At 60.5% G+C, this 22,128-nt stretch carries 23 protein-coding genes and 1 tRNA gene; 9 read left to right on the top strand and 15 right to left on the bottom strand.

All coding sequences use genetic code 11. The features are described from left to right. Position 1 precedes the first annotated feature (1 nt). The 5 genes from ASC80_RS11215 to ygfZ all read right to left on the bottom strand — a co-directional run bounded on the left by ASC80_RS11215 (position 2) and on the right by ygfZ (position 3,720). On the bottom strand, positions 2-985 hold the full coding sequence (locus ASC80_RS11215) for an NUDIX hydrolase (RefSeq protein WP_056296830.1): 984 nt from the start codon (positions 983-985) through the stop codon (positions 2-4). 13 nt (positions 986-998) lie between these two features. Then, positions 999-1,505, bottom strand: coding sequence for a tyrosine phosphatase family protein (locus ASC80_RS11210; RefSeq protein WP_056296826.1), 507 nt, complete (start codon positions 1,503-1,505; stop codon positions 999-1,001). 99 nt (positions 1,506-1,604) lie between these two features. Further along, complete coding sequence (locus ASC80_RS11205; RefSeq protein ID WP_056296824.1) at positions 1,605-2,222, bottom strand: HD domain-containing protein; 618 nt, start codon at positions 2,220-2,222, stop codon at positions 1,605-1,607. Continuing rightward, on the bottom strand, positions 2,219-2,842 hold the full coding sequence (locus ASC80_RS11200; protein WP_056296821.1) for a DNA-3-methyladenine glycosylase I: 624 nt from the start codon (positions 2,840-2,842) through the stop codon (positions 2,219-2,221). Before ASC80_RS11200 ends, ASC80_RS11205 begins: the two co-directional genes overlap by 4 nt. Further along, positions 2,839-3,720, bottom strand: a complete 882-nt coding sequence (gene ygfZ, locus ASC80_RS11195; protein WP_056296820.1) for a CAF17-like 4Fe-4S cluster assembly/insertion protein YgfZ — start codon at positions 3,718-3,720, stop codon at positions 2,839-2,841. The genes ASC80_RS11200 and ygfZ overlap by 4 nt, the downstream gene beginning before the upstream one ends. 135 nt (positions 3,721-3,855) lie before the next feature. Between ygfZ and ASC80_RS11190 the strand changes: the two genes are divergently transcribed. Then, positions 3,856-5,190, top strand: a complete 1,335-nt coding sequence (locus ASC80_RS11190) for a dihydroorotase (RefSeq protein ID WP_056296817.1) — start codon at positions 3,856-3,858, stop codon at positions 5,188-5,190. A 29-nt stretch (positions 5,191-5,219) separates the two neighbouring features. Here ASC80_RS11190 and ASC80_RS11185 read toward each other — a convergent pair whose 3' ends face one another. The 4 genes from ASC80_RS11185 to ASC80_RS11170 all read right to left on the bottom strand — a co-directional run bounded on the left by ASC80_RS11185 (position 5,220) and on the right by ASC80_RS11170 (position 7,031). Continuing rightward, a complete protein-coding gene (locus tag ASC80_RS11185; protein ID WP_056296814.1) occupies positions 5,220-5,486 on the bottom strand; it encodes a hypothetical protein in 267 nt (88 codons plus the stop codon). Positions 5,487-5,704: 218 nt separating this feature from the next. Beyond that, entirely contained in the window at positions 5,705-6,082 is a 378-nt protein-coding gene (locus ASC80_RS11180) for a TIGR02301 family protein (RefSeq protein ID WP_056298753.1), read from the bottom strand. A gap of 50 nt (positions 6,083-6,132) precedes the next feature. Continuing rightward, complete coding sequence (locus ASC80_RS11175) at positions 6,133-6,555, bottom strand: NUDIX hydrolase (protein WP_056296811.1); 423 nt, start codon at positions 6,553-6,555, stop codon at positions 6,133-6,135. Beyond that, on the bottom strand, positions 6,552-7,031 hold the full coding sequence (locus ASC80_RS11170; RefSeq protein ID WP_244487252.1) for a hypothetical protein: 480 nt from the start codon (positions 7,029-7,031) through the stop codon (positions 6,552-6,554). The genes ASC80_RS11175 and ASC80_RS11170 overlap by 4 nt, the downstream gene beginning before the upstream one ends. A gap of 131 nt (positions 7,032-7,162) precedes the next feature. Between ASC80_RS11170 and ASC80_RS11165 the strand changes: the two genes are divergently transcribed. Next, the gene (locus tag ASC80_RS11165) at positions 7,163-7,960 is read left to right on the top strand and encodes an SOS response-associated peptidase (RefSeq protein WP_056296808.1); all 798 of its coding nucleotides are present in this window, start codon (positions 7,163-7,165) and stop codon (positions 7,958-7,960) included. 12 nt (positions 7,961-7,972) lie between these two features. On the opposite strand, the gene ASC80_RS11160 is transcribed toward ASC80_RS11165, so the two are convergent. Next, a complete protein-coding gene (locus tag ASC80_RS11160) occupies positions 7,973-9,397 on the bottom strand; it encodes an FAD-binding oxidoreductase (protein WP_056296805.1) in 1,425 nt (474 codons plus the stop codon). Between the two features lie 53 nt (positions 9,398-9,450). Continuing rightward, a complete protein-coding gene (locus ASC80_RS11155; protein ID WP_056296803.1) occupies positions 9,451-10,437 on the bottom strand; it encodes an L-threonylcarbamoyladenylate synthase in 987 nt (328 codons plus the stop codon). A 98-nt stretch (positions 10,438-10,535) separates the two neighbouring features. Between ASC80_RS11155 and ASC80_RS11150 the strand changes: the two genes are divergently transcribed. Further along, a tRNA-Pro gene (locus ASC80_RS11150) sits at positions 10,536-10,612 on the top strand. A gap of 452 nt (positions 10,613-11,064) precedes the next feature. After that, a complete protein-coding gene (locus ASC80_RS11145; protein WP_156464359.1) occupies positions 11,065-11,679 on the top strand; it encodes a hypothetical protein in 615 nt (204 codons plus the stop codon). A gap of 80 nt (positions 11,680-11,759) precedes the next feature. Here ASC80_RS11145 and ASC80_RS11140 read toward each other — a convergent pair whose 3' ends face one another. Further along, on the bottom strand, positions 11,760-12,995 hold the full coding sequence (locus tag ASC80_RS11140; RefSeq protein ID WP_056296798.1) for a GmrSD restriction endonuclease domain-containing protein: 1,236 nt from the start codon (positions 12,993-12,995) through the stop codon (positions 11,760-11,762). Between the two features lie 338 nt (positions 12,996-13,333). Further along, positions 13,334-13,804, bottom strand: a complete 471-nt coding sequence (locus ASC80_RS11135; protein ID WP_056296794.1) for a DUF2147 domain-containing protein — start codon at positions 13,802-13,804, stop codon at positions 13,334-13,336. Positions 13,805-14,151: 347 nt separating this feature from the next. On the opposite strand from ASC80_RS11135, the gene ASC80_RS11130 reads away from it, so the two are divergent. The 5 genes from ASC80_RS11130 to ASC80_RS11110 all read left to right on the top strand — a co-directional run bounded on the left by ASC80_RS11130 (position 14,152) and on the right by ASC80_RS11110 (position 20,362). Then, the gene (locus tag ASC80_RS11130; protein ID WP_056296792.1) at positions 14,152-15,876 is read left to right on the top strand and encodes a cation:proton antiporter; all 1,725 of its coding nucleotides are present in this window, start codon (positions 14,152-14,154) and stop codon (positions 15,874-15,876) included. Positions 15,877-15,962: 86 nt separating this feature from the next. After that, positions 15,963-16,841, top strand: a complete 879-nt coding sequence (locus ASC80_RS11125) for an intradiol ring-cleavage dioxygenase (protein WP_056298745.1) — start codon at positions 15,963-15,965, stop codon at positions 16,839-16,841. Between the two features lie 158 nt (positions 16,842-16,999). Beyond that, positions 17,000-18,076, top strand: a complete 1,077-nt coding sequence (gene ribB / locus ASC80_RS11120) for a 3,4-dihydroxy-2-butanone-4-phosphate synthase (protein ID WP_056296789.1) — start codon at positions 17,000-17,002, stop codon at positions 18,074-18,076. A 117-nt stretch (positions 18,077-18,193) separates the two neighbouring features. Continuing rightward, positions 18,194-19,408, top strand: coding sequence for an acyl-CoA dehydrogenase (locus ASC80_RS11115; RefSeq protein ID WP_056296787.1), 1,215 nt, complete (start codon positions 18,194-18,196; stop codon positions 19,406-19,408). Positions 19,409-19,432: 24 nt separating this feature from the next. After that, positions 19,433-20,362 carry an MBL fold metallo-hydrolase gene (locus ASC80_RS11110; protein ID WP_056296783.1) on the top strand — a complete coding sequence of 310 codons (930 nt, stop codon included), beginning with the start codon at positions 19,433-19,435 and terminating at the stop codon, positions 20,360-20,362. Here the strand turns inward: ASC80_RS11110 and ASC80_RS11105 are convergent. Beyond that, the gene (locus tag ASC80_RS11105) at positions 20,335-21,183 is read right to left on the bottom strand and encodes a DUF1499 domain-containing protein (protein ID WP_056296782.1); all 849 of its coding nucleotides are present in this window, start codon (positions 21,181-21,183) and stop codon (positions 20,335-20,337) included. The two genes, ASC80_RS11110 and ASC80_RS11105, sit on opposite strands and share 28 nt — an antisense overlap. 138 nt (positions 21,184-21,321) lie before the next feature. Further along, positions 21,322-22,050, bottom strand: a complete 729-nt coding sequence (locus tag ASC80_RS11100; RefSeq protein WP_056296779.1) for a sulfite exporter TauE/SafE family protein — start codon at positions 22,048-22,050, stop codon at positions 21,322-21,324. Positions 22,051-22,128: the final 78 nt, after the last annotated feature.

Raw genomic sequence — 22,128 nt, 5'->3', positions numbered from 1 at the left:
TCTATCGGCGGCCGCGGACCCGTAAACCGGGCGCTGGCCGCTCCTGCAAGACCTCGCGGCGGAAACGGAACAGCGCCGCCGGCCGCCCGCCGGTCTGTGTCGACATGTCGCCGGTCGGTTCGACCAGCGCCCCGGCCTCGACGAGACGGCGGAAATTCTGCTTGTGCAAATGACGCCCCGAGATCGCCTCAACCGTGCGCTGCAGATCGGTGAGTGTGAACTCGGGCGGAAGAAGTTCAAACACCACCGGACGATATTTGAGCTTGGCGCGCAGGCGGGCGATGGCGGTGGCGAGAATGCGTCGGTGATCGAAGCGCATCGATGCGCCGAGTCCGGGCAGGGATTTGCGCGCCAGAGCCGCTGGCCGGCCGTCGCGCTTGGCTTCCTCGATCAGGCCGGCTTCGTAGAGCAATTCGTAGCGGTCGAGGACGCGTTCTTCGTCCCATTGCGCGCCGTCGGTGCCGAAATAGAGCCGGATGCGATCCCGGCGGCTCAATGCGCGCGCCGGATTTTCCTTGTCCGATTGCGCCGCCCATTCGGACAACGCCGGAAAGATTTCCTTTTCGATGATCGCAGGTTTGGCGTCGCGCCAATCCTCCCATGGGAAATGGCGGTACCATGGTTCGAAGGTCGCCCCCGCCACCTGCGGCTGCGAGGTGTTGTCCGCCTTGCGGGTCAGCGCCAGATAGCCGACCGATGCGACGTGGGCATCGGTATCGCCGATCATCGTGTGGCGCCCGCGGTCGCCGAAGGTATAGAGCTGTTCGACGTAGCCGAGCCGCAGGCCGGTCTGCTCTTCCACCCACGCGCGCAGGCCGATCTCGAATGTGCGATGCGCAACCGGATCGAACGGGCCGAACGGTAGGCCGGCAAGCGTCTCGTCATCGCCGCCGGAGGCAGTAAGGATCAGGGGTTCGTTGCCCTCGACGGAAACGATCGCCGCCGTCAATCCGATCTCGATCGGCGTGAGGAGTTTTTCGCTCATCGAACGACCGACGTCATTCAATGTCGATCCGGAACGGCCTGCCTTCGACGCTCATGTCGCCGGGACCGATCAGATCGAGCGCGCGGACCATGCGGCCGTCACGGCCGAGGATGCGATCGGCCAAGGTTACGATCAGGCGGTTGGGGCTCGCGGTCGGCGATGCGGCGCGGATGTTCCGCGCAATGTCGCTTTCATCCCGATTCGGGTTAAGCGCGCACGCGGTCATGAATGCGCTCGCGGTCGAGCGGCTGATGCCGGCGTAGCAGTGGATGACGAGCGGCGCTGCGCGATCCCAGTTGCGCACGAATGTAAGCGCCCGTTCGACATGGCTATCGGACGGCACGACAAAACCGTCCGCCGGCGCCGTGATGTCATCCATCGAGATCAGCATATGATTGGCTTCAGGGACCGAGGCCGGGCGCGTCACCCGGCTGACATTTCCCATCACGGTGAGAATATGCCGTGCTCCGGTGGCTTCGACGGTGGCGGGCAGAGCGGCGAGCGAGCAAACGTGAATCATGACGGTTCCTGCATTTGTCGCGGATTATAGGTCCGGGTTTGCCCAGGCGGAAGCCGTTACCGCGCCAGACAATCTCTCCCTTGCGGCGCTGCGAAAATTTTACGGCAGCAACGCCTTGAAGCGGGCGATGAACTGTTTTTCCGCCTTGGTGGCGGACCACGGCGACACATAGTCGGCTTGAATAGCGGGCGGTAGTTTCGGATCGCGGCCGAACAGCCGTTTCGCTTCGGCCTCGTCGAATCCCGCAAGGTGCGTCGCCTCAAGGTAGGCCGCGCCCATATCGGCGGCCTTGATCTGCTGTTCGATTTCGGCGGGCAGGATGGCGGGAAGGCCGAACCGGATGTGAATGGCCGACAGCAGGCGCTTTTCGACCAGCTTGTAGGAACCGCCGATCACCGCCTTGAACGGTGAGATCATGTCGCCGATGACGTATTCCGGCGCATCGTGCAGCATCGCAGCCAGGCGGACACGGTGATCGATGCGCGGGGTCTGTTTGCGCAGCACGGCCTCGACCAGCAGCGTGTGCTGGGCCACGGAAAAAATGTTCGGGCCGGACGTCTGCCCGTTCCATCGTGCGACCCGCGCCAGCCCGTGGGCGATATCGGTCACCTCGATGTCGAGAGGCGAGGGATCGAGCAGGTCGAGCCGTCGTCCCGACAACATCCGTTGCCAGGCGCGGGCCGATGATTTGGCAGGCGAGGTCTTCTTCGCACTCATGTGGCTTTGAAGCGCGCAGGTTTCTTCGCCTTGCCACAGCTCTCGTGGCAATGGCAGTTCACCAGATGATCGTTGACCATGCCGGTCGCCTGCATGAATGCGTAGACGATCGTCGGCCCGACGAACTTGAACCCGTGAGATAGCAGTTCCTTCGACATCGCCTTCGACAGCGGCGTCTCGGCGGGCACGCTGGCGGTGGTCTTGAAGTGGTTCACCTTCGGCTTGCCGTCCATGAAGTTCCACAACAGCTTCGAGAAGCCGGGACCCTCCTCCATGATTTTCAGATAAGCCTTGGCGCTGTTGACGGTGCCGACGATCTTGGAACGGTTGCGCACGATGCTTGCGTCGTTCATCAGTACTTCGATTTTCTTGTCGCTGTAACGCGCGATCTTCGCCGGATCGAAATCGTCGAAGGCTTTGCGGAAATTATCGCGCTTGCGCAGGATCGTGATCCACGACAATCCTGCTTGGAAGCCGTCGAGAATCAGTTTCTCGAACAGCGCCCGATCGTCGTACTCCGGGACGCCCCATTCCTGATCGTGATAGGCCACGTAAACCGGATCTTCACCGGGCCACGGGCAGCGATGCAGTCCGTCGGCGTGCAGACGCGCGCTTCTCATGCCGAGGCTTTCTTGGTCGGCGTGCGAACATCTTCGGGTGCAACAAGCGAAATCGGAATGCCGCCTGCCGTCAGCGGCAATCCGGCGTCGAGCGCGTCGCGGGTACGGTCTGTCCGCAGCAGCGCGAGGCCAAGGCCGTTGGCGGTCGATCCCATGGTCCCGATGGTTTTATCCCCGGCGGTGATGCCGATGCCAGGCTCGGGCACGGATTGAGCGACGATTACGCGGATGGTTCGCGTCCGCGCCGTGCCGCGATGCTCCATGCGCGACACGACCTCCTGACCGACATAGCATCCCTTGTCGAAATCGACGCCGTGGAGCCGGTCCATGTTGGTCTCATGGGGAAAGGCGTCGCCGTACGTAAAATCCGTTCCGCCGCGCGGCACGCCGCAGGCGATCCGGTGCGCCTCGTAGCCGGAGACATCCACCATATCGGCGCCGACAGCACTCGCTGCCTTGCCGGCCAGATCGGCTGGTATCAGAATCCGCCAGCCCAGCCGGGCATCGCGCGGATCACCGAAGGTGAGGTCGGGCTTCATCGCCGGCTCGCCGTCCCAGACCGCGAGGACGCCGAGTCCGTCGGAGAGGTTCTCGACAGTCACCTTGGCGCGCAGTTTGTAGAAGTCGAGACGGTCGGTGAGGGTCTGCGCCAGCACTTTCGGCACATCGAACAGGAACCCGCCGCCCTGGCCGGCGGTTACCTGCGTCACCAGAAAATCCGTGATGATCTTGCCCTGCGGCGTCAGCAGTGCGCCGAAACGCGCCAATCCGGGTTGCAGCAGATCGATATCGGTCGTCACCAGACCGTTGAGAAAGCCGCGCGCGTCATCGCCGCCGACCTTCACCACGCCACGATCGGTGAGAAACGTTGCTTTCATGGAGAAGTCTCTAAGAACCGAAGTTCGCTGGGAAAATACACTGTGCGGATACCACATCGCAACGTAAGGCTGTAAGGTGCCTGCAACAAGGCCCGCATGGCGGTTGTGCCGGTTGAAAACGGGCGGCAAGGACCGATGACCCAGACATTTGACACGATTTTGAGAGCCGGCACCGTCGTCAACCAGGATGGCGAAGGTGTACGGGATATTGGTATTTCCGGCGGGCGCATCGCCGCGATCGGCGATCTCCGCCAGGCCAGCGCGGGCGAGACGATCGACTGCAAGGGACTGCACGTCCTGCCCGGCGTGATCGATACCCAGGTGCATTTCCGCGAGCCGGGACTGACTCACAAGGAAGACCTCGAAACCGGATCGCACAGCGCGGTCATGGGCGGCGTCACCGGGGTGTTCGAAATGCCGAACACCAATCCGCTGACGATCACGGAAGAGACATTTACCACGAAGGTGAAGGCCGGCCATCACCGGATGCACTGCGACTACGCCTTCTTCATCGGCGGCACGCGCGAGAATTATCAGAATCTGCCGGAACTGGAGCGTGCGCCGGGCTGCGCCGGCGTCAAGGTTTTCATCGGCTCATCGACCGGCAGCCTGCTGGTCGAGGACGATGGCGGTCTGCGAAAGATTCTCGGCGTGATCCGCCGCCGCGCCTCGTTCCATGCCGAGGACGAATATCGTCTCAACGACCGCAAGGGCCTCCGCATCGAGGGCGATCCGCGGTCGCATCCGGTGTGGCGCGACGAGATGGCGGCGCTGATGGCGACGCAACGTCTGGTGACGATCGCGCGTGAAACCGGTGCGCGGATCCATGTGCTTCATATCTCGACGAAAGAAGAGATGGATTATTTGCGCGACCACAAGGATGTCGCGACTGTCGAGGCGACGCCGCACCATCTCACGCTCGCTGCGCCCGACTGTTACGAGCGCCTCGGGACCCGCGCGCAGATGAATCCGCCGGTGCGCGATGCCAGCCATCGTGATGGTATCTGGCGGGGGATCGAACAGGGCATCGTCGACGTACTCGGCTCCGATCACGCACCGCATACGCTCGAGGAGAAGTCGAAGACCTATCCCGCGTCGCCATCGGGCATGACCGGCGTGCAGACACTGGTGCCCACCATGCTCGACCACGTCAATGCCGGTCGGCTGTCGCTGGCGCGGTTCGTCGATCTTACCAGTGCGGGACCGGCGCGGATTTTCAACATCGCCTGCAAAGGCCGGATCGCGGCCGGTTACGACGCCGACTTCACGGTGGTCGATCTGAAGCGCAGCGAAACCATCACCAACGAATGGGTCGCCTCGAAGGCGGGCTGGACACCCTATGACGGGGTGAAGGTGACGGGCTGGCCGGTCGGAACATTCGTGCGCGGCCGCCGCGTGATGTGGCAGGGAGAACTGGTGTCGCCGTCAACCGGCGAGACCATCCGCTTCATGGAAACGCTGAAGCCCTGATTGCCGCGACAGAGTGCGGCAGCGGCAAGCTATTGCTTGAAAGCGACGACCGAGAATTCGCCGCTGCGCACCCGGCCGGGAAGGCCCTCGACGAATTTGGCGACGGCGTCCTCACCATAGGTGCTGACCAGTTGCGCGAAGGCGGTGAACAGGCTGGCCTGCGCCAGACAGTCACCGTCGATGCCGTCGTGCAGGGCTTCAGCCCAGGCCTCGTTGAGATAGCCCAGCGCAGCCTGCTTCTGTTCCTGATCGGGCATGGGCGCGCGGGACGGAGCGAGGTGGGACGAATGCGTCATGAACTGAAACAACCTGGGCAAGCGCGGCCGCAAAAGGCGCACTGTTGAAACCACCTGAGCTTTAGCACGAGGCGCGGGTCCGGCCAGACCACTTCTTTAGGAAAGGTTAACAAGCCGAAATCAAATGAGTCTAAAGGTGCTTGGCAGGCATTTTAGGCTTTCCCGCGCAGGGCGTCCGTGCAGGATATCCACCGGAAAGATTGCAGCGCTCGTAGCCGTTAGTTCGCGTAGCGTGCCGTGAGGTCGCGGGAGATCTTCGAGCCTTCCTCGAGATAACGCCGGATCGCGACGCTGGCCGCGGGTGTGCAGGTCCGGTAGGTCTGCTGGAAGCCGTTATAGCCGCGATTGAAACTCGCGATCATCCGTGTGCGGCGATCACCGGTAGGTGTCTCGGCATCGACCAGCGCCTGCATTTCGCTACGCCATTTCTGGCCTTCGTTGGTGCCGCAAATCCCGCGCAGATAGTGCAGCGCGCCGAGGATTTCGGCGAGCCGTTGCAGGTCGGCGTCGAACGGCGCGGCCGCGTCCTGTGCCCGGGCGGAACCGGAAACAAGCGCCGTCATGACAAGGAAAACCGCGAAAATATGCTTCAGCATGAAGGCCGTCATAGCCTTCTGGATGTGGAGGAAGCAAGGCGAATGGCCGGTCAGCTGCCAATCATCCGGGCGGCTGTGGCGATCACCTCCTCCAGCCCCTCGGTTAGCCGCAGGTCGCCGAGCGTTCCCGGGAGGCGCCATTGCGCGTCGTCCAGTTCGTCGTTCAGGACCGGGTCTCCGCCGATCCAGCGGGCTGCAAACGGCAGGATAACGAAATGGCCTCCGCCGGTCTGCGCCGGCAGGGCTTCCCGCCAGCCGGCAAGGCCAACGATCTCGATGGTAAGCTGGGTTTCCTCGGCGATTTCTCGTGTCAGCGCTTCGGTCAGGGCTTCACCGAATTCCACCCGGCCGCCGGGCAGGGTGTAGACCCCGCGGGCTGGAGCCCGGGCGCGCCGCACCAGCAGAATTTTGCCGTCCCGGAAAATCGCGGCACTGACGGCGAGCCGGGGGCCGGTGGTAGATGGCGGTGTCACGGAGCCTGCTGATTCATGATCTGGTCAATGTCGGCTTCGTCGTTGGCGCCGTTGATAATAGAACCGGCCAGCGTCAGCAACGGTTTGACCCAGCCGGTCGCCTGTTCTGCCAGGGTGGTGCGGGTGACGTCCTGCTTGCTGTCGCGCATCGCGTCGCCGACGGCGATCAGGATGGATGTCATTGTGTTGGTGATGCTGTCGAACTCCGCGCGCAGAGCGCCATCGGATTGCTCATAGGCGCTGATCGCCAGTTCCCGCGCCTTGAAATTGGAAGCCGCGAAATGGTCGCGATAGGACAGCGGCTGCCAGTCCAGAAAGTCCTCGGCGCAATCAGGCATGTCGGGGATCATTTCGAGAAGCATGATGGCCTCGTTGAAATGATTCAGATAGTCGGTGGCGAGGCCGGTCCGCGGATTGATGTTGGCGGCCTGCAAGCGTTGCGCGCGTGCGGTCGCATCGTCCGTCGGCGCAGCCATGTCGGGATCGGAAGGTGCTGTATCGAGGTTTGAGGGCGCCATTTTCGCCACTGTTGGGGATGCAAGGTTAAAAGGACTTAAACGAACCTGTTTTCCAAGGCATTTTACGTAGGCAATTCGGGTAATCTGTCATGTGCGGTCGGTATGTCATCATCTCGCCTCCGGAAGCGCTACGACGCGCATTCGGCTATGCTGATCAGCCCAATTTTCCGCCTCGCCATAACGTGGCGCCGACCCAGCCGGTGCCGGTTGTTTTGCTCGATAATGGTGTCCGGCGTTTCCAGCTGATGCGATGGGGGCTGTTGCCTTCCTGGGTCAAGGATCCGCGAACATTCTCGCTGGTGATCAATGCACGCGCCGAAACCGTGCTCGACAAGCCGGCGTTCCGCAATGCGATGAAGCGCCGCCGCTGCTTGCTGCCTGCGGACGGCTACTATGAGTGGCAGCCGTCGCCATCCCGCAAGCGGCCGTTTTTCATCCATCCGCGAGACGGCCAGCCGATTGCGTTCGCCGGCCTCGCCGAAACCTGGGTCGGCCCGAACGGTGAGGAACTTGATACCGTTGCGATCATCACTACGCCTGCGACTCCCGATCTCGCATCGCTTCATCACCGGATGCCGGTCACGATCGCGCCGGAGGATTTCGACCGCTGGCTCGACGGCAACTCATCCGAGGCCGAAGAAGCGATGGCGCTATTGGCTGCGCCACCGCCCGGCACTTTCACCTGGCATGAGGTTTCGACGGCGGTGAACCGCGTCGCGAATGACGATGCTGCGCTTGTTGCGCCGATCAGTGCCGAGGAGGCCGCTGCCGCAGACGTTGAGGCTGCACGGAAGCCGCGTGTGCGAAGAAAGACCGATGTGAACGGCAAGGCACGGCCAGCGAAAAGCGCGGCGGGAGACAGCGGGCAAGGGTCGCTATTCGATTGAAGGTTGCGTTCGTTACAGCACCTTGCCGGGATTGAGGATGTTCAGCGGATCGAACTGCTTCTTGAGCGCGCGCATGATCGACATCGACACGGGATCCTTAACGTGCGGAAGTTCATCGCGTTTGAGCACGCCGATGCCGTGCTCGGCGGAAATCGAGCCGCCATGTGACAGCACGATGCCGTGGACGATATCGTTGACCTCATGATAGCGCGCCATGAAGCCTTCGGTGTCGGCGCCGAGCGGCTGGCTGATGTTGTAGTGGATATTGCCGTCGCCGAGATGGCCGAAAGCGAACGGCCGCGAACCGGGGATGAGTTTCACCACGGCGGCATCGGCCTCCGCGAGAAATTGCGGAACTGCCGCCACCGGCACCGAGACGTCGTGCTTGATCGATCCACCTTCCGGCTTCTGTGCCGGCGACATGACTTCGCGCAGTTTCCAGAACGCGGCCTGCTGATCGAGATTGGCGGCGATCACCGCATCCTCGACGATGCCTTTCTCCATGCCATCAGCGAGAATCGCTTCGAGAGTTTCGCGCGCGTCGTCGCGCAGCGATGAAATCTCCATCAGTACGTACCAGCCGTGCCGTCCGCTTAAAGGTGCGCGGATCGACGGGCCATGTTTGACGCAGAAATCGATGCCGATCTGCGGAAGCAATTCGAAGCTGGTGAGATTGTTGGCGGCGCTGGTCTGCGCAATTTCCAGCAGCTTCAGCGCGTCGGCAGGCGTGGCCATTCCGGCGAATGCAGTCTCGACGGTGCGCGGCTTGGGAAACAGTTTCAGCGTTGCGGCGGTAATGATGCCGAGCGTTCCTTCCGCGCCGATGAACAGGTTACGCAGATTGTAGCCGGTGTTGTCCTTCTTCAGCTTGGACAGGCCGTGCATGATCTGTCCGTCCGCGAGCACCACTTCCAGACCGAGTACAAGATCTCGCGCCACGCCATAAGCCACTGCTGCAATGCCGCCGGCGTTGGAGGAGAGATTTCCGCCGACCGTGCAGCTTCCTTCGGAGCCGAGTGAGAGCGGATAAAGACGATCGACCTCCGCGGCCGCCTGCTGCGCATTCGCAAGAATGACACCGGCTTCGGCGGTCATGGTGTTGGACTGCGGATCGATCTCGCGGATCTTGTCGAGCCGCCGCAGCGACAGCACCACTTCGCCATGCGGGACCTGCGCGCCGACGAGGCCGGTGTTGCCGCCTTGCGGCACCAGCGCGGTGCGGGTTTCGGTGGCGAGCTTGCAGATTGCGGAGACTTCGGCGGTCGAGCCGGGACGCAGCACCAGCGGCGCGGTGCCGGAGAACAGCCCGCGATCTTCCACCAGATAAGGCGCGATCTCATACGGATCAGTGACGGCGTATTTGTCACCGACGATGGCTTTGAAACGCGCAATAAGCTCAGGGGGCAGGGGGCGAGGGGGTTGTTGCACGACGTTCATTCTGTCCTTCCCTGACGTTTTCGTTTGTGCCGGTGCGTTATGCGTGCCGGTTCTCAGTCTTGCGGAATCGCGGCACGCCGCAGCCGGTCGTTGATGGCTTCGCCGAGACCATGATCGGGGATCGGCATCACGGCGATGCCGCGTGCGCCAACCTGATCGAGGGCGCGAAGATAGCTGAAAAGATTGGCCGCGGCTTCCACCAGGTCTCCGGCCGGGGACAAATTCATGACCTTCTCGGTGCCGGCAGGCAGAACATCAGGGCCGAAGGCGAGCAGCGCCTCGCCGGTTTTGAGGCTGTTCGCCCCGAGGCGCACTGGCGTGCGCGGTGCGTAGTGCGACGACATCATGCCGGGCGCGAGAGGATTGGTGTCGTTGGTTTCGACTTCCGCAGGCGGTTGCACCAGCGCATGTCCCAGTATGCGCTCGATCTCGGCGCGGGGCAGGCCGCCGGGGCGCAATAACATCGGCGCCGCGAGACAGCTCACGATGGTGGATTCGACGCCGACGGCGACCGGGCCGCCATCGACAATCAGGTCGATGCGTCCGGCGAGATCGTGGCGCACGTGATCCGCCGTGGTTGGCGAGACGTGGCCGGAGATGTTCGCGGATGGCGCCACTATCGGCTTCCCCAATGCGCGCAGAATGTCTCGCGCCACGGCATGCGCCGGCACGCGAAGTGCGATGGTTTCGAGCCCGGCAGTGGCGAGATCGGCCACCGGGCAGTCCGGCGCCTTCGGCAGAACCAGTGTCAGCGGCCCCGGCCAGAACGCCTTCGCCAGTTTCAGGCTGGTGTCGTTGAAGATTGCTATGCGCCGTGCTGCTGCAAGATCGGGGACGTGGGCAATCAGGGGATTGAACGACGGGCGGCCCTTGGCCTGATACAGCCGCGCAATGGCGATGGCGTTCGTGGCATCGGCGCCGAGCCCATAGACGGTTTCGGTGGGGAAGGCGACCAGTCCGCCGCCGCCCAGACAGGTCGCAGCGGCGCCGGCCGCGCCGGAATCCACGGAAATTGTATCTGTCGTCAGCTCAACCGTCATTTTTACCGCTTTTGGGGATGGGCGGAATTTCGCTCCAAACCTTTTATACCGCTTCTTGCGGTGCGCGAGTCCCAAGGTTATAAGACCGGCCTTCATGTCGGAGTGTGGCTCAGCCCGGTAGAGCACTGCGTTCGGGACGCAGGGGTCGCAGGTTCAAATCCTGCCACTCCGACCATTGAAAACATTGAAGAATTTCCGATTTTTCACCCGCTAATTTGACCTTGTTTGCAGTTTCGTTTGCAGAAACGCGCTCCGAAAAGCGTCAGTTTTGTACTAAGCTTGATCTTTCCATCCCACATTCGAGTGTTTCCGTTTCGAATCGTCGCTCATTGTGTGTGAATTACTCTTGGTTGCGCCTAGTACGCAGGGTGCGCAGGTTCAAAGCCTAGCCAAGCCAAGGCGCGATTTTGGTTCGGCTATTTCCTCGTTCTTTGATTTTGTATTCCAGCAAATCGAATTGAGGTCAGCCTAAAGCTATTGACACCTAATAGCGGTCGCCGCGTCTTCGCGATTTGTTGCTTCATGCTCGTAGGACTCAGACAAACCGACACCCGATTGTCTAAAATGACTATTTCAAAGAGAGCGAAAATGATTTGGGGTCTCTCGCTCCACAGCTGGGAAGATCTAATGCGTGCTTCACTCCTGATTGTAGGGGTGGCTGGTTTGATCGCAGGGCTTTCAACTTGGTTTGTTGTAAGATTGCAGAGAGCCGAGATTTCGGAGTCCAAAACTGAGTTTGAGAAATATAAACAAGATTCTGACGAACGCATTTCTCTAGCGGATGCTCGAGGAGCTGAAGCTAATAGAATCGCGGAAGGAGAGAGACTCGCCAGGCTTACGCTCGAAAAAGAAATGGCATGGCGATCCCTAAACCAAGAACAAAGTGCAAGGTTAATCGAAGCGGCAAGGCCATTTCAGGGGCAAGTGTTTGACTTGGTAACATACCAAGATGACCCCGAGGCCAAGAACTTCGCAAATGTAATCGCGCATGCACTAATTGATGCTGGATGGAAACTAGAACCGCCCTCTGCATTTCTAGCGTTCCAAATAGAATTAGGAGTCAAGTTTGAGATCGCGCCTAGCAAAGAGCAAGAGTTTGCTCCAGCCGTTAATGCGCTAACGGAAGTCCTTGCGGAAATTGGTATAGCAGCTTCCGCCGGTTTAAGAGATGGGCTAGAAAAGGAGAAGTCTCAAGCCATTAAGGTCAGAGTCGGGAAGAAGCCGGAACGAGTTGCCCATTGAAGGCTAATCGGCCAGTTGCTCTCCACGAGATAGTCTCGCATTCTGGAGAACTGTCACGTCGGCCTCTGTTTTGGATGCGATTAGTAACGATTGGAATCAAGGATTTTTTGCAGTGCTTCGAATGCCTGTTTGGCAAGATTCAGATTGTTTTGATCAGATATCCAAGCCTTAAACAGCGGTAGGTGGAGTTGCTCAATCGTTAAATTCGCCGCACTCGCCAGCTTAACGAACCAATCATGGTCTTCGTACTGTCTGAGAGAATAAAGAATGGCTGCCAGATCAGCTATTCCGAGCAGAGGGCCAACCCGATCATAATCAGCCGCGAGCATTTTGCGGTACATAGCCTCAAGGCAAACATCACCAGGAAGAAAGGCCGCTAGGTGCTCTATTCCTCGTGGCACTTGGCCTTTTTGATCGCCATCATACAGGCCGCGTATTCGAACAGAGCTTGCCGTAGATGGAAAGGCTTCAAGTAATTTGTTTATATTGCTCGCTCCTTTTAATGGATGAACTTCGACTCCAATCGCAACCATCGGATCAAAGTGCGCTAGCCATAGGCCAGTGAATAAAGCTGCAGCTTGGTCTTCAACCAGCAATATTGTGTCGGTTCGTGTCTCTATTCCGACGCCATTGAGCAGTGCTTCGATTCTCTTTGGATTGCTAAGAAGCGAATTTCGTCCGTCACGATAAAGAAAGCGAAGATTGTGTAGGCCTGCTTCTCTTATGATCGCAGGAGAATGCGTTGTTAAAATAACGAACGCTTTCATTTGGACAGCGCGCTGCGCCAAAATGATCGCAAAAGCGGTCTGGCAACTTGGTGATAGATAAGATTCAGGCTCTTCGAGAAGCAGTACCGTCTTTTCGCTAAGATTTTTGAGTGCCCACCAAAGATGAAATGCGGCTAGCTCTCCCATTCCCATTGTTCGGGAGTCCGTTATGCGGAAAACCCGAAGTGTATACTGATCGAACGCCCTCCGCATCGTAAGCGGTAGATTCGAATATCGGGTGCCGTGCAGTTCTTCAATCGAATGATCGAACGGTTCAACCGAGCCATCGACAGGGAAGTCATCCCTCATGAAGTCCCGGATGGCGGTTAAGCGCTGCTGGCCATCCAAAACCTCAAGCGTGCCAGAGGGCGTCACGACGACGTGGATTGGCGGTATGGACCAGCCCCTTAGAACAGTGTCAATCAGCTTCCGCTTTTTGGGGAGAGGCCAGACATCGCCTCGCTGGAAATTAGGTTGTAAGTCAATCTCGCCGTCCTGAATCCACGTGCTGATCGTTCGCAGATCAGGCTCCCAGTGATTGAGTTTCATACAGGACGTCCAGTGGTTCGCTGCTGACAGGGGATTAACGGTGACTCTGTATTTCCCCGCAAGGGTCTAGTTCCACTGAACTGGCCTGGAGCTTTAGCTTCGTGAAAAATCGAGGCCCATACTCCGCGAGCAAGTATTCAAATACCCGCCCGCTGTTTGCAGTTTCGTTGCAGATATACCGTGAACGAAACGTGAAAATATGACATCAGGTAAAACGAAAAGCACAGTAAAATCAATTATTTGCGGATAGAACATTTCGTTCGGGACGCAGGGGTCGCAGGTTCAAATCCTGCCACTCCGACCATGTATCTTCCTGAAATTACATATATTTTTCGGCCTCAGCGGCCGCTGATCTTTTTCCAGGTCTCACCGCCGCACAAAGCGCCGACACAGCCCTCGACTCGCAGGGTCGTCGGTCCTGTCATGGCGATGTTGCTCGCATAGAACCTGCCGTCATCTGCATTGTAGATTCGACCCGCCCATTGGGACGGTGCGGTCGACCGCATATCGTTGAACAGCGGCAAGCCGATCATCGGACGGGCGGCCAGCGACGGATTCGGGTTCTTGTCGTCGGTCTGCGGTTTGCCGGTGGCGGCGTCGATCGGGTCGCGGAGCCAAACCACCTTGCCGCAAATCCCCGAGCCGCAATGCGTGACCTGGATTCGGGCATCGCCTTTCTCCGTGAGCCAGACTCCCGCCGGTGATGCGCCCTCCTGTGCCGTCGCATCGGACCCTGTGAACGTCAGGGCCACCAGTGAGAGCAGCACGCCGGCTACAGTATTGGAAAGGGAGATCACGCGAGATGTCATGGGAAAGCCTTGCAGCAATTCGTTCTAAAAGAGGTTGGGAGGAAACCGCGCGAGAGAATGAGTGTCGAATCAGGCTTGAACACCGCAGAAGATTCCCTGCCGGGCTATTGTGACCATCCGGCGGCGATCGTTCAACCCGTACGGACAGGTGAGGTCGCCATCGCATGAATTCAATGGATAAAATCCGCTGGATAAGGGCAACGGGTTGATTCGCCCGATGCACTGACGCAGCGCGACAAATTGTCGTCCACCATCCCGCCAACGCCCCGCGGAAATTAGGACTTTCAGACCAATTGTGGCGGCCCTATACAGGTTCCGGGGATTTCATCACTGGATCAGCTGAGGACATGCACGATCTCATTCGAGATGTCACGCTGTGCATCCTGTTTGCGTGGGTGCTGGGGCTTGTCGCGCATTTTTCCCGGCAACCGCTGATTCTCGCCTATCTCATCGGCGGGTTTGTGATCGGCCCGTTCGGCATAGGATGGGTTCACTCCGAAGAATCCATCAGCGTCATCTCCGAACTCGGCCTGATCTTCATGCTGTTCATGATCGGGCTCGAAATCGACCTGAAGAAGATCATCCGGGCCGGCAAGGTGATTCTGTTCACGGCCGGCGGGCAGATGATCGGAGGTTGTCTGCTCGGCATTGCTTTCTTTGTCGGGATCGGATTGTCCCTCGGCGGCGGCAAGTTCGATGCGCTCTATCTCTGCGTCGCGTGTGTGCTGAGCAGCACCGTCATCATCGTCAAGGTCCTGTACGAGAAACGCGAACTGGACACGCTGCCGGGACGCATCACCCTCGGCGTTCTGGTGTTGCAGGATATTTTCGCGATCCTGTTTCTCGCCGTGCAGCCCAGTCTCGACGATCTGCAGATCAGCATCGTCCTGTTGTCGGTCGTACGTGTCGGCGTGCTGGTCGCAACCGCACTGCTGCTCAGCCGCTATGTGTTGCCGAAACTGTTTCATCAGATCGCGCGCCAGCCCGAACTGGTCCTGCTCGGTGCCCTGGCCTGGTGCTTCTTGATCGGCGAGGTCGCGGAGCGGCTGCATCTGTCCCGTGAGATGGGATCGCTGGTCGCGGGCGTATCACTGTCCACCTTCCCCTATGCACTCGATGTGACGGCGAAGGTCACGACGCTGCGCGACTTCTTCATTACGCTTTTCTTCGTTGCGCTGGGTATGACGATCCCGGTGCCGAGTGGTTCGGTGATCAGTCTTGCGCTGGTGATCGCGGTGTTCACGGTGGTGAGCAGGCTGGTGACGACATTCTTGCCGCTGTACCTGTTGAAGCAGGGGCTGCGTGCCAGCCTTTTGCCCGCGCTCAATCTCGCACAGATCAGCGAGTTTTCGCTGGTGGTGATCCAGACCGGTGTCGCGGCCAAGCACATCAGCATGCAGACCGCGAATGCGGCGTCGTTTGCGTTCGTCATCCTCGCGGTTGTCAGCACTTTCGTCATCGCGCGCAGCGACCAGATCACCCGCGCTGCGATCGGCCCGCTGAAACGGCTCGGCCTGCGCGACCTCGACCATGGTCAGGATGCCGACCATGAGGGCGGCGGTCATGGCGAGGCGCGGCGGATCGTCATTCTCGGCTTCTTTCGCGCAGCGAGCGCCCTGCTCAGCGAGATCGAACAGCAGGACAAGTCGCTGCTCGGCCAGATCAGCGTGGTGGACTTCAATCCCAACGTGTTTCGTACCCTGGTGCAGCGGGGCATCCACGTCGTCTATGGCGATATCAGCAACGTCGATACCCTGACTCATGCCGGTGTCGGGAAGGCCGAAATCATTATTCTGAGCGTACCGGACTCGCTCCTGAAGGGCGCGAACAACGAGAAACTGGTCCGTCACGTCCGCTCGCTCAATCCAACCGCGAAGATTGTCGCGACCGCCGACCTCCTGGCTGATGTCGACGATCAGTACGAGGCTGGCGCCGACTACGTGACGGTGACCCGGATCAGCGATGCCCGCGAACTCTACAAGGTGATCCAGACTGCCGATCAAGGGTTGCTGGCGGACATGCGCGCCGAAATGGACGCCAGCCTGCGCGAGCGCAAGGAAGTCCTGCCGTAGGCAATTTGACCTCGATTTGATGATCGTCCGAAGCGGCGACGTGCTATCGCCGTTTGGCACTGAGGCTGACCAATCCGGAGTTCGTCATGCGCGATTACAGTGAACAGACGCTCACGCAAGCCGTTCTCGACCGCATCGCGCATGCGCCGGATCCGCGGACACGGCAGATGCTTCAGAGTCTCGTGCGCCATTTGCACGCGTTCGTGCGCGAGTTGCGGCCCACCGAGGCAGAATGGGCCACGGCGATCGACTTCCTGACCCGGACTGGCCAGATGTGCGACGAGCGCCGGCAGGAGTTCATCCTGCTGTCCGATACGCTCGGGGTTTCCATGCTCGTGGATACGATCAACCATGCGCGCGGCGGCGCCACGACGGAAACGACGGTGCTCGGGCCGTTTTACGTCGAGGGCGCGCCCGCCGTCGAACCTGGCGCGGATATTTCCGGCGGCCTCGAAGGCGAGCCGCTGTTCGTTGAGGGCATTGTCCGCTCGTCGGATGGCTCTGTTCTCGCCAATGCAACCGTCGACGTTTGGCAATCGGACGACGAGGGGCATTACGATTTGCAGCTCAGCGAGCCCGGCGTGTTTTTCCTCCGCGGCAGGCTCCGGACTGACGCAGAGGGGCGCTTCTGGTTCTGGTCGATTATGCCGCGCAGTTATCCGATCCCCGTCGATGGCCCTGCGGGCGAATTGCTGGCGGCGGCCGGCCGCCATGCGTTCCGCCCGGCGCATGTCCATTTCATGATTGCCGCGCCCGGCCACGAAAAGCTCGTGACCCATGTATTCGTGAAGGGTGACGAATATCTGGATTCCGACGTGGTCTTCGGCGTCAAGGATTCCCTGGTCGCGGAGTTCGAACGCCGGACCGAAACCTTGCCGCTGGGCGGCGGGCGCATCGGCCGGCCTCACCGTTATCTGCGCTACGATTTCAGCCTGCGGAATGAACGAGAGCAGTCGGCAGCCTGACGACCGGAATCAGGACGTTTCATACGGATTTTCGCGTCCGATCCAGCCCGATTTGGCTGGAAAAGCGGGTGGATAACCGCCATGTGGAGAGTGCTGTTGCGCCGCAGCGCGGCCTGAGCCATAGGATCAGGCCGTCAAATTCACAAGCGAGCACATTGATGCCCCATCCTATTCCCGAGGTCCTCAAGGCCTTCGCCGCCGGCGAGATTGTTGTCGTGACTGACGACGAGGACCGGGAAGGCGAGGGCGATCTGATCGTCGCCGCCTCGCTCTGTACCGCCGACAAGATGGCGTTCATCATCCGCCATACCTCCGGCATCGTTTGCGCGCCGCTCACGACGGAGGAGGCGCGCCGTCTGCGGCTCGATCCGATGGTGGCGCACAACGACTCCAACCACACAACCGCCTTCACGGTGTCGATCGATTACAAGCCGGGCATGACCACCGGCATTTCGGCCGAAGAGCGAACCGCCTGCTGCCGCGCACTGGCGAACCCGAACGCCGGTGCTGCGGATTTCGCGCGCCCCGGCCACATCTTTCCGCTGATTGCGCGCGACGGCGGCGTGCTGCTGCGTTCGGGCCATACCGAGGCTGCGGTCGATCTCTGCAAGATGTCAAATCTTCCGCCGGTCGGCGTCATCAGCGAATTGATGAATGACGACGGCACGGTGATGAAGGGCGAGCAGGTCGTTCAGTTCGCCCGGCAGCACAATCTTAAGCACGTCACTATCGCGGACATGATCGCGTACCGGCAGGCGCGCGAAAAACTGATCGAACGCGTATCGAGTTTCACGGTGGACAGCCCGATCGGACCGCTCCAGGGCTATGCCTATCGTTCGCCGTTCGATCCGATCTATCACGTCGCCTTTGTCTACAACAGCATCGGCGACGGGCAGAGCGTGCTGACGCGGTTTCACAAGCCCAATATCGTGCGTGATATTTTCTTCGGCAACGACCGGGTGTCCACCGCTCTCGAAGCCTTCAGGAAGAACGGCAGCGGCGTTTTGGTCTACCTGCGCGACGGCGCGGCTGGTGTGCCGGTGGCGCCGCTCGACGGCGATCATTCCGCCGAAGCCGATCGCAACCGCCAGTGGCGCGAGGTCGGCGTCGGTGCCCAGATCCTGCGCGATCTTGGCGTGACGTCGATCCGTCATCTCACCTCATCGGCTCACGACTACAAGGGTCTCTCCGGATTCGGCATCGAGATCGTGTCCAACGAGCCGTTTGACGGCTGAAGGCGTGTGCGCAATCCTCATTCGAGGAACCGGTTTTGCGCTTGCAACCTGAGGCCAAGGATTTAACGTAAAAATTGCCGCGCAAAACTTGCGGCTGTTATCTGAAAGGACTTTCTCATGAGCACGCGACCCCAGACCAAGGACAAACCTGCCAAGGTGACGTTCCAGTGGGATGATCCGTTCGTGCTCGACGATCAGCTCACCGAAGACGAGCGCATGATCCGCGACACCGCGAGATCGTATGCGCAGGAAAAGCTGCTGCCGCGTGTGACGCAGGCTTATCTCGAAGAGAAAACCGACCGTGAGATTTTTAACGAGATGGGCGAACTCGGCCTGATCGGCGTCACTCTGCCGGAGGAATATGGCTGCGCCAACGCGAACTATGTCGCCTACGGCCTCGTGGCGCGCGAGATCGAGCGCGTCGATTCCGGCTACCGCTCGATGAACAGCGTGCAGTCGTCGCTGGTGATGTATCCGATCTATGCCTATGGCGACGAAAGCCAGCGCAAGAAATATCTGCCCAAGCTCGCGACCGGCGAGTGGGTCGGCTGCTTCGGCCTGACCGAGCCGGACGCCGGCTCCGATCCCGACGGCATGAAGACCCGTGCCGAGAAGGTCGCGGACGGCTATCGCCTGACCGGTTCCAAGATGTGGATTTCCAACGCGCCGATCGCCGACGTGTTCGTGGTGTGGGCGAAATCCGCGGCGCATGACAACAAGGTGCGCGGCTTTATTCTCGAAAAGGGCATGAAGGGCCTGTCGGCGCCGAAGATCGGCGGCAAGCTGTCGTTGCGCGCGTCGATCACCGGCGAAATCGTGATGGACGGCGTTGTAGTGCCGGAAAGCGCGCTGCTGCCGAACGTCTCGGGCCTGGCCGGACCGTTCGGCTGCCTCAACCGCGCCCGCTATGGCATTTCGTGGGGCGCGATGGGCGCGGCGGAGGATTGCTTCGCACGCGCGCGCCGGTACACGCTCGACCGCAAGCAGTTCAACCGCCCGTTGGCGGCGACCCAGCTCGTGCAGAAGAAGCTCGCCGATATGGAAACCGAGATCGCGCTCGGTCTGCAGGGATCGCTACGCGTTGGCCGCCTGATGGACGAGGGCAAAATGGCCCCCGAAATGATCTCGATCGTCAAGCGCAACAATTGCGGCAAGGCGCTCGATATCGCGCGGCTTGCTCGCGACATGCACGGCGGCAACGGTATCTCCAGCGAATATCACGTGATGCGTCACGCCCAGAATCTCGAGACTGTGAATACTTACGAAGGAACGCATGATGTGCACGCCCTCATTCTCGGCCGTGCCATCACCGGCATCCAGGCATTCTCGTAAGATTTTGACCGGGCAAGCAGCAGCGTGAACGTTAACGACGACATTCCGTTCAACCGGAATTTTCCGCTTCAACCCAATGTGGTCGATGAGGTGGCGCCCGGCGTCCGCCGCCTGCTGTGCAATAATCCCAGTCCGTTCACGTTCACCGGGTCGGTCAGCTACATTGTCGGCAAGGGCAAGGTCGCGATTATCGATCCCGGTCCGGCCGATGAGGCACATGCCGAAGCGCTGCTCAACGCCGTGCGCAATGAAACCGTGACGCATATCTTCGTCACCCACACTCATAACGATCATTCGCCCGGCACTGCGCGCATCAAGGCTGCGACCGGCGCCACCGTCTATGCGGAGGGGCCGCATCGTGCGTCGCGTCCGGCCTATGCCAGCGAGACCCGCTCGACCGAATCCGGCGCGGACCGTAATTTCCGCCCCGACGTCACCCTGAAGGATGGCGATGTGGTTTCAGGCGAAGGCTGGGCGCTGGAGGCGGTGACCACGCCGGGCCACACCGCGAACCATATGGCGTTCGCGTGCAAGGATCGCGGGCAGATGTTCATCGGCGATCATGTCATGGGATGGTCGACCTCCATCGTCGCGCCGCCGGACGGATCGATGATCGACTACATGGCGTCGCTCGACAAACTGACGCAGCGTGACGAAAATCTGTACTTCTCGGGCCACGGTGCCGAGATTCCCGATGCCATCCGCTTCGTGTACTTCCTCAGCCGCCACCGCAAGGCGCGCGAAGCCTCGATCCTGCATCGGCTCGCAAAAGGGGCTGCCGATATTCCGACCATCGTACGCGCGAGCTATATCGGAATCGATCCGCGGTTGATGGGGGCTGCAGGTTATTCGGTGCTGGCGCATCTTGAGGACCTTGTCGGGCGCAATGTGGTTGCGACCGACGGCGATCCGACCATCGACGGGGTCTATCGCTTGACCGGGCCCTTGGCCTGAGGCTTGGCCGGCGCCAGAATCTTTTTCGCCGGCGCGGCGTCGTCGATCGCCTGATTGAGATCGTCGATCAGCTTGGTGATGCGTGCGGCGTTGCTGCCCAGGTCGTGCTCGAAATACCGGGACGACGAGCGGACATCGACCCGCGATCCATCGCCGAACGGCACGATCCGGATCGAGACATCCTCGCGGAATCCCATAATCGGCGTTCGCGCCACGGCTTCGATCCGCGCGATGCGCAGTGGCGGCTGTGGCGGACGTTCGTCGACCACGAGCCATTTTCGCCGTGCCACGAGATGGAGAACGGTGTCGTAGGCCTTTTGCGGTGAAACATCGAGATCGACTGGTTCGATATTGGGATAGGCCGCGCGCTGCAATTCCGCCGAATAAAGGCCAGAGTAGATGCCGGTGTTCACTTCGTCGCCAGCGCGCAGCCGCGCCAGTGCGTCGAACTGCGGCGGATTGATCGGGTCGGTGGTGATGTCGTGGATCGGCGGCAGCGTCCGGTACTGGAACGCGAGATAGGCAGGATAGGCTAGGATCAGGATGTCGAGCAGCAGCGCGAACAGAATTCGTGCCATGCCGCGAGATCCGTTCTGCCAGATCGCTGCGAAAGCGGCGATGCTGACCAGGATCGACAATCCGGCGCAGGCAAGCGCGCCGAAGAAGGTGGCAAGCGCCGGCTTGAAATCGAGAAAGCCGAACCGGACGATGATGATCGAAACGATCGCCGTGATCAGCGAGAAGATCGCGAGGCGGCGCGCCCACGTCGCCAGACTGGATACGGGCTCCATCTGGTACGGAGCGGAAAACCTGCGGGCCATGCCTCGAATTCCATGCGGACGTGGGTTTGCGACGGAAGACCGTGCGCACCGTTGACCTAACTCATTTTTCGGGGCGCTGTGAAGCCGGTCATGCTGAAATCTGCCGTTGCCGGCGGCATTACCACAATGGGAAGGCGGTCAGGCCACGTGCAGTGCGTTCCACAGCATGCTCAATCCCGCGATCAGCATCATCGCGTCCATCGCATAGCGAAAGGTTTCTGGTGGCAGCCGCAGGACGAAGGGTTTGGCGACGAACGCCCCGACCATCAGCGACGAACCGGCCACCAGACCTTTCGTGAACATCTCCCACGGCAATGCGCCGGCGTTCTGGAACGTCAGGATTTTGCTGAAATAGATCGTGAGCGAGCCGGCTGCCTCGGTGGCGAGAAAGGCGCCTTTGATCAGCCCGTAGCCGAGGAAGACCGGAACCGAAATCGGGCCGGTCGAAACCACGATGCCGGTCAGGAAGCCGATGATCGCGCCGGCGAGCGCGAGGTGCCACAGGTTGAGGCGAAGCATACGCGCCGCCAGCCAGTGCCGTCCCGGTATCATCGTCAGCAGGAAAACGCCGATGGCGATGTCGACCGCCCGCGCCGGCAGCACCAGCAGGGTTCGCGCACCGAGGAAAGCAGCGGGTGCGCCGGTCACGGAATAGACCGCGAAGGCGCGCCAGTCGACCTCGCGCCACCACGCCAGAATGCGCGACAGGTTGGCCATCACCGATGCGACCGCCATGATCGGGACGGCTTCCTTTGGCCCGTAGACATAGGCCAGCACCGGCACCAGCATGATCGATGATCCCGTGCCGACAATGCCGCTGACAATTCCGGCCGCAAGGCCGACCGCGAGGATGAAGATCAATCCCATCCGGCTGTTGTGCCTTCGCGGATTTGGCCGCGCAACAAAAAGCGAGCCGGGAGTGATCCCGGCTCGCTGTTATCGGCA

Source organism: Afipia sp. Root123D2 (assembly GCF_001425835.1).
Lineage (GTDB): Bacteria > Pseudomonadota > Alphaproteobacteria > Rhizobiales > Xanthobacteraceae > Afipia.
The sequence above is the reverse complement of the archived record's forward strand: the minus strand, read 5'-3'. Positions and strand labels throughout refer to the sequence as shown.

What these genes read in the sequence shown, in the direction of transcription:
- ASC80_RS11100 (WP_056296779.1), bottom strand. Translation starts at nt 22,050, where the DNA reads ATGGGATTGATCTTCATCCTCGCGGTCGGCCTTGCGGCCGGAATTGTC.
- ASC80_RS11155 (WP_056296803.1), bottom strand. Translation starts at nt 10,437, where the DNA reads ATGACGGTTGAGCTGACGACAGATACAATTTCCGTGGATTCCGGCGCG.
- ASC80_RS11215 (WP_056296830.1), bottom strand. Translation starts at nt 985, where the DNA reads ATGAGCGAAAAACTCCTCACGCCGATCGAGATCGGATTGACGGCGGCG.
- ASC80_RS11180 (WP_056298753.1), bottom strand. Translation starts at nt 6,082, where the DNA reads ATGCTGAAGCATATTTTCGCGGTTTTCCTTGTCATGACGGCGCTTGTT.
- ASC80_RS11130 (WP_056296792.1), top strand. Translation starts at nt 14,152, where the DNA reads ATGCACGATCTCATTCGAGATGTCACGCTGTGCATCCTGTTTGCGTGG.
- ASC80_RS11160 (WP_056296805.1), bottom strand. Translation starts at nt 9,397, where the DNA reads ATGAACGTCGTGCAACAACCCCCTCGCCCCCTGCCCCCTGAGCTTATT.
- ASC80_RS11205 (WP_056296824.1), bottom strand. Translation starts at nt 2,222, where the DNA reads ATGAGTGCGAAGAAGACCTCGCCTGCCAAATCATCGGCCCGCGCCTGG.
- ASC80_RS11125 (WP_056298745.1), top strand. Translation starts at nt 15,963, where the DNA reads ATGCGCGATTACAGTGAACAGACGCTCACGCAAGCCGTTCTCGACCGC.
- ASC80_RS11200 (WP_056296821.1), bottom strand. Translation starts at nt 2,842, where the DNA reads ATGAGAAGCGCGCGTCTGCACGCCGACGGACTGCATCGCTGCCCGTGG.
- ASC80_RS11140 (WP_056296798.1), bottom strand. Translation starts at nt 12,995, where the DNA reads ATGAAACTCAATCACTGGGAGCCTGATCTGCGAACGATCAGCACGTGG.
- ASC80_RS11105 (WP_056296782.1), bottom strand. Translation starts at nt 21,183, where the DNA reads ATGGCCCGCAGGTTTTCCGCTCCGTACCAGATGGAGCCCGTATCCAGT.
- ASC80_RS11135 (WP_056296794.1), bottom strand. Translation starts at nt 13,804, where the DNA reads ATGACATCTCGCGTGATCTCCCTTTCCAATACTGTAGCCGGCGTGCTG.
- ASC80_RS11185 (WP_056296814.1), bottom strand. Translation starts at nt 5,486, where the DNA reads ATGACGCATTCGTCCCACCTCGCTCCGTCCCGCGCGCCCATGCCCGAT.
- ASC80_RS11170 (WP_244487252.1), bottom strand. Translation starts at nt 7,031, where the DNA reads ATGGCTGCGCCGACGGACGATGCGACCGCACGCGCGCAACGCTTGCAG.
- ASC80_RS11190 (WP_056296817.1), top strand. Translation starts at nt 3,856, where the DNA reads ATGACCCAGACATTTGACACGATTTTGAGAGCCGGCACCGTCGTCAAC.
- ribB (WP_056296789.1), top strand. Translation starts at nt 17,000, where the DNA reads ATGCCCCATCCTATTCCCGAGGTCCTCAAGGCCTTCGCCGCCGGCGAG.
- ASC80_RS11115 (WP_056296787.1), top strand. Translation starts at nt 18,194, where the DNA reads ATGAGCACGCGACCCCAGACCAAGGACAAACCTGCCAAGGTGACGTTC.
- ASC80_RS11210 (WP_056296826.1), bottom strand. Translation starts at nt 1,505, where the DNA reads ATGATTCACGTTTGCTCGCTCGCCGCTCTGCCCGCCACCGTCGAAGCC.
- ygfZ (WP_056296820.1), bottom strand. Translation starts at nt 3,720, where the DNA reads ATGAAAGCAACGTTTCTCACCGATCGTGGCGTGGTGAAGGTCGGCGGC.
- ASC80_RS11145 (WP_156464359.1), top strand. Translation starts at nt 11,065, where the DNA reads ATGCGTGCTTCACTCCTGATTGTAGGGGTGGCTGGTTTGATCGCAGGG.
- ASC80_RS11165 (WP_056296808.1), top strand. Translation starts at nt 7,163, where the DNA reads ATGTGCGGTCGGTATGTCATCATCTCGCCTCCGGAAGCGCTACGACGC.